This is a genomic window from Bradyrhizobium sp. CCBAU 51765 (genome assembly GCF_015291725.1).
Taxonomy (GTDB): Bacteria; Pseudomonadota; Alphaproteobacteria; order Rhizobiales; family Xanthobacteraceae; genus Bradyrhizobium; species Bradyrhizobium liaoningense.
In genome coordinates this window covers 1880242-1892387 of the sequence record NZ_CP030038.1, presented here as the reverse complement: position 1 = coordinate 1892387, position 12146 = coordinate 1880242, and the positions used below count along the sequence as shown (strand labels likewise).

Below are 12146 nucleotides of genomic sequence, written 5' to 3'. Positions count from 1 at the left end.
GTTAACATTACCCGCCGCTAACCATATCCCGCGCCTATCGCTTAACCATATCCAGCCGGTCAGCGATCTCGGCTCTTACGAGAACGAGCGCACCAGTCCGGAGGCCAGCAGGTTCCAGCCGTCGATCAGCACGAAGAACAGCATCTTGAACGGCAGCGCGAGGATCGTCGGCGGCATCATCATCATGCCCATCGACATGGTCAGCGTCGCCACGATCATGTCGATCACCAGGAACGGCAGGATGATGAGGAATCCGATCTCGAACGAGCGCCTGAGCTCGGAGATCATGAAGGCCGGAATGATAACGCGCAGATCGACGCGCTTGTCGTCGAACTTCTTGCGGAAGCTTTCCGCGGCGAGCGCTTCGAAGGTCTGGAGATCCTTGTCGCGGACATGTGCCAGCATGAACTCGCGGAACGGGTCGGTGATCTTCAGATAGGCTTGCTCTTCGGAGATCTCGTTCTTCATCAGCGGCTGGACGCCGGTCTCCCAGGCCCTGTCGAAGGTCGGTGCCATGACGTAGAAGGTCATGAACAACGCGAGACTGATCAGTACGAGGTTGGCAGGCGTGGTCTGCAGGCCGAGACCGGCGCGCAGGAACGACAACGCCACCGCAAATCGCGTGAAGCTCGTCACCATGATGAGCAGCCCCGGCGCGACCGACAGCACCGTGATCAGCGCCATCAGCTGGATGATGCGGCCGCTGGTCGAGCCGTTTCCCGGCGGCAACAGGGAATTCAGGTCCGGAATCTGGGCCAGCGCCACTTCGGGCAGCACGACCAGGACCAATGCGAGCAGCAGGACTTTCACTCTCACTGGATCACCAGCGTCTCGATGATCAACTCGCGGACCTTGCCCGACGAGCGGATGTTGGCGCGCTCGGTCAGGTCGTCACGCAGATGCTGAAGTCCGCGCGATCCCTCGAACTGCGCAACCGTCGCCGACCGTAGATAGGTCACGATGTCCTCGCTGATGTGTGCGGCCAGAATGCCGGCATCCTCGTCGCTCATGCTGTCGGTCACCATGGAGGCTTCGATGCGCGCCCAGTTGTTGGCCGGCGCGGCGAGATTGGTCACGATCGGAGACAGTTTCCTGAGCCGCGCGCTGCCGGCGTAGCTCGAGGCGATCGGCGGCGGCGTGGCGCTCTTCTTCGCATCGGCAACGCGCTCGGCGGTCGCGATCAGATGCAGGCCGGCAAGGGCGCCCGCCCCGATCGCGATCAAGGTCAGCACGACGATGGCGGCGATCAGGCGCATAACGTCCCCTGCCATCGCGGCGCGACCCGTCCGCACGCCTCAGAATGGTGCCACGGCATCATAGATCCGGTGTCCCCATCCAGGCTGCTGCACGTCCGACAGATTTCCGCGCCCGCCATAGGATACGCGCGCCTCGGCGATTTTGTCGTAGGAGATCGTGTTGGTTCGCGAGATGTCGCGCGGACGTACGATGCCGCCGACGTTGAGCACGCGCATCTCCGTGTTGACGCGAAATTCCTGCGAGCCGCTGATCATCATGTTGCCGTTCGGCAGCACGTCGGTGACGATGGCCGCGATCGACAGCTTGATGTCCTCGGTGCGATCGATCTGGCCGTTGCCCTTGATCTGGGTATTGGTGTTGAGGTTGGCGTTGGCTTGGCCAGTGTCGTTCCAGCCTGCGACGTTCATCAGCCAGTCGAGCCCGAACTTGACCTGGGAATCGCGGGAGCGGTCGGTCTTGTTGTCGAGCTTGGCCTTGTCCTGCATCGAGATGATCACCGTCACGACGTCACCGGTGCGCCGGGCCCGGGGATCGCGGTAGAGATCGGTGCCGTCGTCCCAGGTCGAGCGATAGCTGACAGGCGTGCGCATGCGCGGCGTCACCGGGATCGGATCGGCCTGCATCCTCAGGCCGCTGCCGACGGGCGACATTTGCGGGCCGGTCAGGACTTCGGCCGGATCATGGAAGCATCCCGCCAGGACCACGGACGCCAGCAGGAGCGAAGGGATGAGGATCGGCTTGTTCATCTATTTGGTCTTTCCGTCATCCACGCGACGCATGCCGCCGAGCAGGTCGGCAAGGTGGGCCGCGCGAGCCGTATCCATCTCATTGAAGATCGCGCTCGAGCTCCTCGGGCTGAGCTTGGCGAGCACCGCGGCGGCGGTCTCGTCGGTCATGCCGGCGATCTGGGTTGCCGCGGCCTCGGGCTTCATGCGCGAATAGATCTCGACCACGCTCGCTTCGGCCTTCTTCAGGAAGTCGTCGCGCAGCGCCATCCACTTCTCGTATTCGGCGCGCTTGGCCTCGACCTCGGCAATGCGCTCGCGCAGCTGGCTCTCGGCCTTCTCCAGCTCCTTGAGCTGCCAGGCCAGCCTTGCGTCGACAGCGGGATCGCCGACGTTGCTGCAGAACAGGGCGATTTCGTTGTCCGGGGCCGGTGCAGCCTGCGGCGGCGCAGGCTTCGGCGGCGCCATGGCGCTGCCGGGCCTGGCCGGACGGACCGGTGCGGGCGCAGGCGCGGGTGTCGGTGTCTCGGAAGCCGGCATCGCCCCGGTGACCGCGGGTCCCGACTCTTCGGCCGCCCATGCCGTCGCCCGGATCGGAGCACTCTCGCCGGAATTCGGGGCGGCCGTCACCTGCGGCTTCTGCGGTCCCGCCGCGCGGGCGCGCGCGAAGGAGAGCAGGTTGAGCGGCTTCGACGGCCTCGCCTCGTCCAGCGCCAGCACGGGCGATGCGCTCGCGAGCATTGAGGCCGCGGCCAGCAGGAGGAGTTTGGCTTTGTGATCCAGCTTCAGCATCGGGCCGCGTGCGATTCTCGGTCGAGACTTGAGCATTGAGCGACCAAGCTTGCACGACGCTTATGCATCATTGCACGATGACGTCGGCCTGGAGCGCGCCTGCCGTCTTGATCGCCTGGAGGATCGCGATGATCCCCGATGGCTTCAGGCCGATCTGGTTCAGCCCGCGCACCAGGCGCTGGAGATCGACCCCGCTCAGGATCGCCACCTGCGCTCCCGCCTCGTTGGCCTCGACCACCGTCTGCGGGACGACCACCGTCTGCCCTCGCGAGAACGGCGCCGGCTGCGACACGACCGGCATCTCCGTGACACGAACCGTCAGATTGCCGTGGGTCACGGCAACGGTCGATATCCGCACGTCGCGCCCGATCACGACCGTGCCGGTGCGCTCGTTGATCACGACCCGCGCCGGCGTATCCGGCTCGACCGTCAGTTCGCCGATCTCGGCCAGGAAACGGACAGGGCCGATGTGACGCGGCTTCGACAGCACGATGGTGCGGTAGTCGCGCTCGAAGGCGATCTGCGCGCGGTAGCGTCCACCGGCGTATCGGTTGATGGCGTCGAGGATGCGCGTCGCGGTGACGAAGTCGGGGTTCTTCAGCTCCAGCACCAGGAACTCCATCTCGCGGAGACTTCCCTGCACCTCGCGCTCGACGAGCGCACCGTTCGGGATGCGCCCGGCCGTCGGCGTACCCTGGCTGACGTTCTGCGCCTGGCCTCCGACGCTGTAGCCGGCGACCGTGATCGCGCCCTGCGCCACCGCGTAGACGGCGCTGTCCGCGGCGCGCAGCGACGTCATGACCAGCGTGCCTCCGAGCAGCGACGTCGCATCGCCGAGCGACGACACGGTGACGTCCATGCGCTCGCCTGGCCCGATCGATGGCGGCAGGTCCGCGGTCACCATCACCGCCGCGACGTTGCGCGTGCGCAGCGTCGTCGGACGCGGGGGATTGTTGGTGCTCGTGGTCTCATTCCTGACGTTGATGCCCATGTTCTCGAGCATCGATTGCAGGGACTGTTCCGTGAACGGCGCGTTGCGAAGCGTGTCGCCGGTGCCGTTCAGGCCGATGACGAGGCCGTAACCGACGATCTGGTTCTCGCGCAAACCCTTGATGTCCGCGATGTCCTTGACGCGGACGGCGGCCTGGGCGCCGGCGACCGACATGAGCAGGACGAGCGCAAGCAGGAGTCTTGTCATGACCCGTCCACGACCTTGACGGTGCCGTCCGGCTGGACGACGCCCCTGATGATCACCCCGGTATCCGTATTGCGTACCGGGATGAGCGCGCCGGCCGCGCCCGACTGCATCGCCGAACCGTAGGTGACGATGGACAGGCCGCTGTCTTCGACCACGACCTTGACCGTGGCGCCGCGGGCGACGGTCCAGGGGTCTTCCACCGCATTGGTCGGAATGGGCTGGCCCGGAAACAGAGCGCGCCGCGCCATGCGGCCGACCAGGACCTGACGGCCCTCGATGAACATGGCGACGCCGAGCAGGCTCGGCGCGAAGGCGCGCTCGGTGATCATCTCCTCCCGGATCAGCTCGCCGGCGCGGATCGAGACGGCCGGCACGGGAAGCCGCTTCTCCTCGGCCGCAGCGCCGCGCGCCGCGACGAGAACCAGCAGCACGGCGGCCAACCCGCGCATGATCAGGCCCACCCTGTTCAACATCGAGACACCGGAACTAGCGCATGCCCTTCGAGACCGTCTGGGCCATTTCATCCGAGGCCTGGATGACCTTGGCATTCATTTCATAGGCGCGCTGCGCCGAGATCAACTCAGTGATTTCCTTGACCGGATCGACGTTGGAGGCTTCGAGCCATTTCTGGTTGATCTTGCCGTAGCCGGCATCGCCGGGCAGCCCGACGACCGGCGTGCCGGACGCCGTGGTCTCGCGATAGAGATTTCCGCCCAGCGGCTCCAGGCCCGCTTCATTGGCGAAGTTGGCGAGGTTGAGCTGGCCGATCTGCCGCGGGTTCACTTCCGTATCCAGCTTGGCAAACACCTGGCCGGTGGCGTTGACCGTGACCTCGACCGTCCCCTGCGGCACGGTGATCGCGGGATCCAGGAGATAGCCGTCGATCGTGACGAGCTGAGCGTTGGCATTGGTATTGAACGAGCCCGCGCGGGTGTATTGCACCTCGTTGTTGGGGCCGAGCACCTGAAACCAGCCGCGACCGTTGATCGCGAGGTCGTAGGGGTTGCCGGTCTGGGTCAGCGCGCCCTGGATGTGCAGCTTGCGGATCGCCGCCGACTTGACGCCGAGGCCGAGATTGGCGCCCTCCGGGATCGGCGAGGAGCCGTTGACGTTCGCGACGCCCTGCATGCGGTCCATCTGGTAGAACAGATCGGTGAACTCCGCGCGCGCCCGCTTGTACGAGGTCGAGTTGATGTTGGCGATGTTGTTCGCGATGACTTCGATGTTGGTCTGCTGGGCGTTCATGCCCGTGGCCGCAATGGCGAGCGATTTCACTTATTTCATTCCTTCAGGTCAGATCGACATCCGAACGACTTCTTGGTAGGCCTGCACGACCTTGTCGCGAACCGCGACCGCCGTCTGCAGGGCCTGCTCGGCCGACATCAACGCCTCCACGACGCGACGCGTCGATTCCTTGCCCTGCATCGCCGAGATCGACGCCGCCTCGCCCGCCTTCAGCGTCCCGATCGCGTCGGTCGTCACCTGCTTCATCACGGATTCGAAGCCGACGTCGTCACCGGTCTGGATCGCCGTGGTCGCCGCGGGCGAGACGGCCTGCGTCTCGGTCGCGCGGGTCGCCGCCTGGCCAGCGGATATCGCCGTGGATGAAATCGCCTCAAGCATTGTCAGCTCCTCAGAAGATCGATGGTCATGCCGAGCATGGATCTCACCTGCTTCACGACCTGAAGATTGGCTTCATAGGACCGGTTGACTTCGCGCATGTCGGCCATTTCGATCATCATGTTGACGTTCGGCAGCTTGACGTAGCCGGCCTTGTCGGCAGCGGGATGTCCCGGATCGTACTCCACGCGATACGGCGTGGTGTCGACCCCGATCTCCTTGACCTTCGCGAGCTGCGCGCCCGAGGCTCGGTCCATCGCGGCATCGAAGGTGATGGTCTTGCGCTGATACGGATCGGCGCCGGCAATGCGCCCGGTCGAGGTGGCGTTCGCGAGATTCTCCGAGACGATGCGCATGCGCGTCGACTGCGCTTCGAGCCCGGAGCTCGCGACCGTCAACGAAGCTTGCAGTGAGTCCAGCATGTCAATTCACCTCAGGCTTTTGCGCTCGACAGAACCATGCGGTGGAACGACCGCACGATCGCCGAGTTCATCGAATAGTCGCGATTGACGTCGCTGCCCTTGATCATTTCCTGCTCGAGACTGACGGAGTTGCCGGAGTGAACCACCTCCCAGCTGTCCTTCTTCGCGGTCGCCCGCGTGTCGGTCTCGGTCGCGGACAATTGCATGTGCGACGGCGACGTCGTCGCAAGCCTGACCGGCATGCCGTCGAGCACCTTGTTGAACGGCTCGACGTCGCGCGCCCGAAAGCCCGGCGTGTTGGCGTTGGCGACGTTCGTGGCGATGGTCGACTGGCGGAGTTCGAGGTACCGCGCCTGCGACGATGCGAGTTCGAAGAGATAAAGCGGTCCCACGACAGCCCCATTCTGGTCCATTCGAAGGAAGCTTAGGGCGTCAAGCTTTCGTCAGGCTGATGAGGCGGACACCATCCTCCGAAATTCTACTGGACCTTCTCCGGCCGCGGCGTCTGCTTGGATTGGAGGAAGTAGATGATCTCGGCGACGGGTCGGAAGAATTCGGCCGGAATCACCTGATCGACCTGGACCGCCTCGTAGAGCGCGCGCGCCAGCGCCTTGTTCTCGATGACGGGGATTCGGTTCTGCTCGGCGACCTCGCGGATCTTCAGCGCGATCACGTCCATGCCCTTGGCCACGACGAGCGGGGCGGCACTTTCCTCGCGCTTGTAGCGCAGCGCGATCGCGAAGTGCGTCGGGTTCGCGATCACCAGCGTCGCGCGCGAGGCCGAGGCGATCATCCGCTGGCGCGAACGGTCGCGCGCCAGCGAGCGCAGCCGCGCCTTGATCAGCGGATCGCCTTCCGCCTGCTTGTGCTCGTCCTTAATCTCCTGCTTCGTCATGCGCAGCTCGCGCCGCCAGTGAAAGCGCGCCCAGGCGAGATCGATCGCCACCAGGACGATGGTCGCGATGCAGATCGCCGAGACGATCCGCATCGCGATGCTGAGAATCATCTCCGGCAGCGCGACCGGATCGGTGTACATCGCCTCGAACGCCCTCGCTTCGGACGAGCGCAGCACGAAGGCGACGACGGCGCTCACCGCGCCAAGCTTGAACAGCGACTTGGCGAACTCGATCAGGCCCTGCGTCCCGAACAACCGGCTCCAGCCGCTGATCGGGGAGATCCGGTTCAAATCCGGCTTGATGCGCTCGAGCACCACGCGCGGGGCGTTTTGCAGCAGCGAGGCGGCGAGCCCGAACACCACCAGGATGACGACCAGCGGCACCAGGAACCTGAGCGCCTGGAGTCCGACCACGGTGAGCAGGTTCTGTGCGTCTGCGCCCGTGCTGAGCGGGAAGCCCTCGGGATCGTCGAGGAGGCTCTTCAGCGTCGGCGTCAATTGCTGCACGCCCTGGCCGATCAGGAAGGCCTGGATCACCATCAGCGCGGCCATCGAGGCGAATATGGAGGCCTCCCGAGAGACCGGAATCTTGCCCTGATCGAGCGCATCACGGACTTTCTTCTCGGTCGGCTCTTCTGTCTTGCTCTCCGGATCGGATGTTTCTGCCATGCCCGTTCAGCGGTCAGCGGAAGACCAGCTCATCCTCCTGCTCGGGGTTGAGCTCGATTTCGCCCTTCTCCGCCAGCTCGAGCGCAAGATCGGTGATCACGCGTCGCGCCTCCAGCACGTCGCGCTGGTTCGACGGCTCTCCGATGGCGAGCTCGTGCTCGACGACGCGGCGGACGCGCGAGGCGACCGAGGACAGGATCAGCTCGCGGAAATGCTTGTCGGTTCCCTTCAGCGCGACGACGATGCGATCGGTCGGCACCTGGTCGAAGATCATGGTGCGCGCCTTCGGCGTCAAATTGACCACGTCGTCGAAGGTGAACAGCAGCTCCTTGAGCACTTCGGCCGACTTCGGCCGCTTCTCCGACAGGCTCTTCAGCATGTCCTCGATATGACCGCGTTCCATCTTGTTGATGATGTCGGCGACGCGGGCGTAAGTGTCGGCACCGAGGTTGCGGGCGAAGTTCAGCGTCAGGTCCTCGTGCAGCGTCTTCTCGATGATGCGCATGGCGTCGTCGACAATCGGCTTGAGGCTCAGAACGCGCCGCATCAGTTCGTTGCGCAGGCTCGATGGCAGCTGGCTCATCACCTTGGCGGCGCAGGCCGGCTTGACCTTGGACAGGATCAGAGCCGCCGTCTGCGGATGCTCCTTGGACAGATAGCTCGCGAGCGAGTTTTCAGACACCGACGAGACGCGGTCCCATACCGACCGGCTCGAATTGCCGAGCAGATCCGACATGATCTGCGAGACCTGGTCGGCCGGAAGCACATCGCCGAGCACGGCTTCCAGGCCGCCGAGGGTGCCGAGGATGTTGGCGCCCATCGAGAACTGCTGGGCGAACTCCTCGACGATTCCCTCGAGCTCCTGCGCAGTGATCGGCCGCAGCTCCGCCGCCGCCTTGGTGACGATGCGGATCTCCTGCGGCTCGAACTGCTGCAGCACGCTCGCCGCCGCCTGCCGGCCCATCGCCAGCAGGAGCGCGGCAACCTTTTCCGTGCCGCCCAGCGTGGTAACACCTCGCTGCTTGGCTGGCGCGATGCCGACCGGTGCCGCCATGATCAGGTATCACCCTGGCCCAGCGGACCAACAATCTCCGTGAGCGAGACGCCGAAGCGGGAATTGTCCTCCTCGACGACGACCACCTCGCCGCGGGCGACGATGCGGCCGTTGACGACGACGTCGACGGGCTCTCCGACCCGGTGATCGAGCGGAACCACCGCGCCGCGGCCGAGCTTCATCAGGTTCGCCACCGGAATGGTCGCCGAGCCGAGCACCACCTGCATGGTGACGGGGATCCGCAGGATGGCGTCGATATTGGCGAACTTGCCGGTCTCCTCGGCCGTGCGCTGCGCGATCTCCGCCAGCCGCTCAAGGGGAGACGTTTCGGCCTCTGCCGATGCGGGTGCAGATTCATAGTCGAAGGATTGCGCCATCTGGTATCGCCTCTTGGTATGTCCGCTGCCGGAGCGCCGTGGCGTTCCGATCGTAGTCGTCCTGCCGGCTTCGGCTTCAATGCTTGTTCAGGTCGGCACCGCCCGCGGTCGCGGCGGGTGCGAGGCCGCTTCTGGCATCGAGCGCCGCGATCGCCTCGTGCGCCTGATCGATCTTCGTGCTCAGCACGTTGGCGAGCCGTCCGAGATTTGCTGTAGAATCGTGCGCCGCCGTGATGACCGTGTCGAAGGCGCCCGCCGTCTCGTGCACAATGGTCGAGAATTCGCCCTGATAGCTGCGCAGCCGCGCCAGCTCGCGGTGCATCCTTGTCACCCTCATGCTGGTGAAGGCGAGCGCGATCAGCAGCACGGCATCAACGAGATAGGATATCATCGACGAACTCCCGCTTCTGGTCGACCGGATCTGCCACCTGCATGGCGTAATAGCCGTCAAGCTGGCCGATCTGACACCAGAACAGCACCTGATTGTTGCTTTCGAGACGGGCCAGCGTGCGCGGCGTGGCCTCGAGCTCGAGCACCTGCCCGACCTGGAACTTCACGACGTCGCCGAGAGACACCGTCTTCTCGTCGAGCACCGCGCTGAGCGTCACCTCGGTCCGATGGACCTCGCTCTCCATCTGCTCGCGCCAGCGTGGGTCGGCCGCGCGACCGTCGCTGACCACGACATGAGCAAGCTTCTGCCGGAGCGGATTGAGCGCGGAGTGCGGGATGATGAGGAACATCTGGCCGCCGCGGTAGAGCGCCTGCAGCATGATGTTCGCGCAGATCGACATGTTGCCGCTTCGCCCGATTGCCAGCGAAGCCATCGCCGTCTCGACCCGCTCCACGCGAAAGGTGACGTTCGAAGTGCCGGCGAAGGCGGATTGCAGCGCCTTGGCGAACCGTTCGAACAGCGCCTGCACCAGGCGGAGCTCGATATTGGAGAAAGAGCGCTCGACGTCGAGCGGCGGCTCGGCGCCGTCGGAGCCGAACATCGCCTCGACCATCGTGAACACGAAGTCACGATCGAGCATGATGATGATGCGGGAATCCCACTGCTCGGCATAGAGCACCGCCGCGACCGCGTTGGCCTCGTAATCCTTGATGATGTCGCCGACGCGGTCGTTGGTGATGCCGTTGACCGAGAAATAGCAGGGTGTTCCAGCCATCGGCTGGAGACTGTCGGTGCACGATGCCGCCATGCGATCGAAGATCACATTGAGCATCGGCATACGATCGATCGATATGCCGGCGGCGTCCAGCAGGTAGTTCGGCAGCTGCTTGCGCTGATCCACTTCGGCGTCTTCCATCATCATGCGCGTGCGGCCTTGGGTTCGGCCTCGACCGCGACGGGCTTGGGACCTGCGATCGTCTCGTTCTCGACGACGTCGATCGAGGGACGCTCGCTGCTCGCGATCATCTTGCGGCCGTGCTCGACCGCGATCTGCGGCATGGCGCCGTTCATGAATGCCAGCAGCGTCTGTTTGACGATGATGTAGGGCCGGCACTTCTTCTCGCGAGTCATCTTGATCTTGATAGCGAAGGGCGAAAGCACGCCGTAGGACAGGAAGATGCCGGCGAAGGTGCCGACCAGGGCGGCGCCGATGAAGCCACCGAGCAGCTTCGGCGACTGATCGAGCGCGCCCATCGCTTTGATGACGCCGAGCACGGCGGCGACGATGCCGAGCGCCGGCAGCGCTTCGGACACCACCACCAGCGCATGATAGGGCGCCAGCTTGCCTTTCACGATGGTATGGATCTCCTCGTCCATCAGCGCCTCGATCTCGTGGGTGCGCGCGTTGCCCATGATGATAAGGCGGACATAGTCGCAGATGAACTGGAGCAGCGAAGGATCGCCGAGCACGCTCGGAAACGCCTTGAAGATCTCGGAGGACGAGGGATCGTCGATATGCGCCTCGACCTCGTTGCGGCCCTTGCCCCTCAGCTCACGCATCAGGGCATGCAGGGCTCCGAGCAGATCGAGATAATAGCGCTGCCCCGGCACCGCGCCGGTGATGGCCTGCATGCAGGCAACGCCGGTGTCCACGACCGTCTTCCAGGGATTGGCAACGATGAAGGTGCCGACCGCGGTGCCCACGATGATCACGAATTCCCACGGCTGCATGAGCACGGCCAGATGCCCGCCCATGGCTGCAAAGCCGCCGAGCAGTGCCGCTACCGTGATGAAAATCCCCACGAAACTGCCCAACGCGCCGCTCCATCGCCGATCCCATCGGGAATATCTAGTCGGCCACGCTTGCGCGAGGCTGGCTTCTTCGTCGCCAGCCTCGCGCAAGCAATTCGCGGCAGTTTGAGGCGAAGCCGCAACAGCGGCCAGAGGGGCGCGCGTCATGCTATCCACCATCGCGGACTACACCCGACTGACCAAGGACATGGGCAAGTCGCTGACGCAGGTCGCACAGCAGCCTGACGTCAGCCGCGAGACCGACTATTTCCTCAGCCATATCGGCAACGTGAAGACCATCGACGATTTCCTGAAGGACTATCGCCTCTATTCGTACGCGATGAAGGCCTACGGCCTCAGCGACATGACCTACGCCAAGGCGTTCATGCGCAAGGTGCTGACCGAGGGCGTTGCGAGCAAGGACGCCTTCGCCAACAAGCTGACCGATACCCGCTACCGGCAATTCGCGACCGCCTTCAATTTCGCTGCCCTCGGCGACAAGGCAACGCAGACCACGGCAGCCACGACCGGCACCGCGACCCAATACGTCACCCAGACGATGGAAGAGAACGCCGGCAATCAGAACGAAGGCCTGCGCCTGGCGCTGTATTTCACCCGCAAGGCTTCCACGATCACGACCCCCTACCAGATCCTCGCCGACAAGGCGTTGACGCAGGTGGTTCAGACCGCGCTCGGCCTGCCGTCGACGATCAGCTCGGCCGACATCGACGCGCAGGCCAAGCTGATCGCGAGCAAGATCGATCTCACCGACTTCCAGGATCCGGCCAAGGTCACCAAGTTCGTGCAGCGCTTTGCGGCGATGTGGGACGCGACCCAGGCCCAGAACGACACCTCGACCAACCCCGCGCTGGTCCTGATCGCCGGTGCCGCGACGTCGATCAGCATGGATACCAACATGCTCACGACACTTCAGAACATCAAGTTCAACAGGTAA

Annotated in this window: 17 protein-coding genes; 1 reads left to right on the top strand and 16 read right to left on the bottom strand. The window is 64.5% G+C overall.

Features of this window, described 5'->3' with window-relative positions; genetic code table 11:
- Window positions 1-75 precede the first annotated feature (75 nt).
- The 16 genes from fliP to motA form a co-directional block, all read right to left on the bottom strand.
- Window positions 76-816 carry a flagellar type III secretion system pore protein FliP gene (gene fliP, locus XH96_RS08890; protein WP_035670203.1) on the bottom strand — a complete coding sequence of 247 codons (741 nt, stop codon included), beginning with the start codon at window positions 814-816 and terminating at the stop codon, window positions 76-78.
- Window positions 813-1256: a flagellar basal body-associated FliL family protein gene (locus XH96_RS08885; RefSeq protein WP_194394079.1), complete on the bottom strand. Its 444-nt coding sequence runs from the start codon at window positions 1254-1256 to the stop codon at window positions 813-815. Before XH96_RS08885 ends, fliP begins: the two co-directional genes overlap by 4 nt.
- Before the next feature lie 39 nt (window positions 1257-1295).
- Window positions 1296-2003, bottom strand: coding sequence for a flagellar basal body L-ring protein FlgH (gene flgH, locus XH96_RS08880; RefSeq protein ID WP_194392167.1), 708 nt, complete (start codon window positions 2001-2003; stop codon window positions 1296-1298).
- The gene (locus XH96_RS08875; RefSeq protein WP_194392166.1) at window positions 2004-2774 is read right to left on the bottom strand and encodes a MotE family protein; all 771 of its coding nucleotides are present in this window, start codon (window positions 2772-2774) and stop codon (window positions 2004-2006) included.
- Window positions 2775-2841: 67 nt separating this feature from the next.
- On the bottom strand, window positions 2842-3972 hold the full coding sequence (gene flgI, locus XH96_RS08870; RefSeq protein ID WP_194392165.1) for a flagellar basal body P-ring protein FlgI: 1131 nt from the start codon (window positions 3970-3972) through the stop codon (window positions 2842-2844).
- Entirely contained in the window at window positions 3969-4445 is a 477-nt protein-coding gene (gene flgA, locus XH96_RS08865) for a flagellar basal body P-ring formation chaperone FlgA (protein WP_081494926.1), read from the bottom strand. The genes flgI and flgA overlap by 4 nt, the downstream gene beginning before the upstream one ends.
- Before the next feature lie 13 nt (window positions 4446-4458).
- Window positions 4459-5247, bottom strand: a complete 789-nt coding sequence (gene flgG / locus XH96_RS08860; RefSeq protein ID WP_035670189.1) for a flagellar basal-body rod protein FlgG — start codon at window positions 5245-5247, stop codon at window positions 4459-4461.
- An 18-nt stretch (window positions 5248-5265) separates the two neighbouring features.
- Window positions 5266-5595, bottom strand: coding sequence for a flagellar hook-basal body complex protein FliE (locus tag XH96_RS08855; RefSeq protein ID WP_194392164.1), 330 nt, complete (start codon window positions 5593-5595; stop codon window positions 5266-5268).
- A 2-nt stretch (window positions 5596-5597) separates the two neighbouring features.
- The gene (gene flgC / locus XH96_RS08850; protein ID WP_035670180.1) at window positions 5598-6014 is read right to left on the bottom strand and encodes a flagellar basal body rod protein FlgC; all 417 of its coding nucleotides are present in this window, start codon (window positions 6012-6014) and stop codon (window positions 5598-5600) included.
- An 11-nt stretch (window positions 6015-6025) separates the two neighbouring features.
- A complete protein-coding gene (gene flgB, locus XH96_RS08845) occupies window positions 6026-6427 on the bottom strand; it encodes a flagellar basal body rod protein FlgB (protein ID WP_061877140.1) in 402 nt (133 codons plus the stop codon).
- 65 nt (window positions 6428-6492) lie between these two features.
- Window positions 6493-7578: a flagellar biosynthesis protein FlhB gene (gene flhB, locus XH96_RS08840; RefSeq protein WP_194392163.1), complete on the bottom strand. Its 1086-nt coding sequence runs from the start codon at window positions 7576-7578 to the stop codon at window positions 6493-6495.
- A 13-nt stretch (window positions 7579-7591) separates the two neighbouring features.
- Window positions 7592-8632 carry a flagellar motor switch protein FliG gene (locus XH96_RS08835; protein ID WP_035670173.1) on the bottom strand — a complete coding sequence of 347 codons (1041 nt, stop codon included), beginning with the start codon at window positions 8630-8632 and terminating at the stop codon, window positions 7592-7594.
- A gap of 2 nt (window positions 8633-8634) precedes the next feature.
- Entirely contained in the window at window positions 8635-9009 is a 375-nt protein-coding gene (fliN, locus tag XH96_RS08830) for a flagellar motor switch protein FliN (RefSeq protein WP_061877142.1), read from the bottom strand.
- Window positions 9010-9085: 76 nt separating this feature from the next.
- Window positions 9086-9400: a hypothetical protein gene (locus XH96_RS08825; protein ID WP_035670167.1), complete on the bottom strand. Its 315-nt coding sequence runs from the start codon at window positions 9398-9400 to the stop codon at window positions 9086-9088.
- Entirely contained in the window at window positions 9381-10322 is a 942-nt protein-coding gene (locus XH96_RS08820) for a flagellar motor switch protein FliM (protein WP_061877144.1), read from the bottom strand. The genes XH96_RS08825 and XH96_RS08820 overlap by 20 nt, the downstream gene beginning before the upstream one ends.
- Window positions 10319-11215, bottom strand: a complete 897-nt coding sequence (gene motA / locus XH96_RS08815) for a flagellar motor stator protein MotA (RefSeq protein ID WP_194392162.1) — start codon at window positions 11213-11215, stop codon at window positions 10319-10321. The genes XH96_RS08820 and motA overlap by 4 nt, the downstream gene beginning before the upstream one ends.
- Before the next feature lie 142 nt (window positions 11216-11357).
- Here motA and XH96_RS08810 point away from each other — a divergent pair, with 142 nt between their 5' ends.
- Complete coding sequence (locus XH96_RS08810) at window positions 11358-12146, top strand: DUF1217 domain-containing protein (RefSeq protein WP_194392161.1); 789 nt, start codon at window positions 11358-11360, stop codon at window positions 12144-12146.

Coding starts and splice junctions, on each gene's coding strand:
- flgI (WP_194392165.1), bottom strand. CDS start 3,972: ATGACAAGACTCCTGCTTGCGCTCGTCCTGCTCATGTCGGTCGCCGGC.
- flgC (WP_035670180.1), bottom strand. CDS start 6,014: ATGCTGGACTCACTGCAAGCTTCGTTGACGGTCGCGAGCTCCGGGCTC.
- XH96_RS08855 (WP_194392164.1), bottom strand. CDS start 5,595: ATGCTTGAGGCGATTTCATCCACGGCGATATCCGCTGGCCAGGCGGCG.
- flhB (WP_194392163.1), bottom strand. CDS start 7,578: ATGGCAGAAACATCCGATCCGGAGAGCAAGACAGAAGAGCCGACCGAG.
- flgA (WP_081494926.1), bottom strand. CDS start 4,445: ATGTTGAACAGGGTGGGCCTGATCATGCGCGGGTTGGCCGCCGTGCTG.
- XH96_RS08820 (WP_061877144.1), bottom strand. CDS start 10,322: ATGATGATGGAAGACGCCGAAGTGGATCAGCGCAAGCAGCTGCCGAAC.
- XH96_RS08825 (WP_035670167.1), bottom strand. CDS start 9,400: ATGATATCCTATCTCGTTGATGCCGTGCTGCTGATCGCGCTCGCCTTC.
- XH96_RS08875 (WP_194392166.1), bottom strand. CDS start 2,774: ATGCTGAAGCTGGATCACAAAGCCAAACTCCTCCTGCTGGCCGCGGCC.
- XH96_RS08810 (WP_194392161.1), top strand. CDS start 11,358: ATGCTATCCACCATCGCGGACTACACCCGACTGACCAAGGACATGGGC.
- XH96_RS08885 (WP_194394079.1), bottom strand. CDS start 1,256: ATGCGCCTGATCGCCGCCATCGTCGTGCTGACCTTGATCGCGATCGGG.
- flgH (WP_194392167.1), bottom strand. CDS start 2,003: ATGAACAAGCCGATCCTCATCCCTTCGCTCCTGCTGGCGTCCGTGGTC.
- XH96_RS08835 (WP_035670173.1), bottom strand. CDS start 8,632: ATGGCGGCACCGGTCGGCATCGCGCCAGCCAAGCAGCGAGGTGTTACC.
- fliN (WP_061877142.1), bottom strand. CDS start 9,009: ATGGCGCAATCCTTCGACTATGAATCTGCACCCGCATCGGCAGAGGCC.
- flgB (WP_061877140.1), bottom strand. CDS start 6,427: ATGGACCAGAATGGGGCTGTCGTGGGACCGCTTTATCTCTTCGAACTC.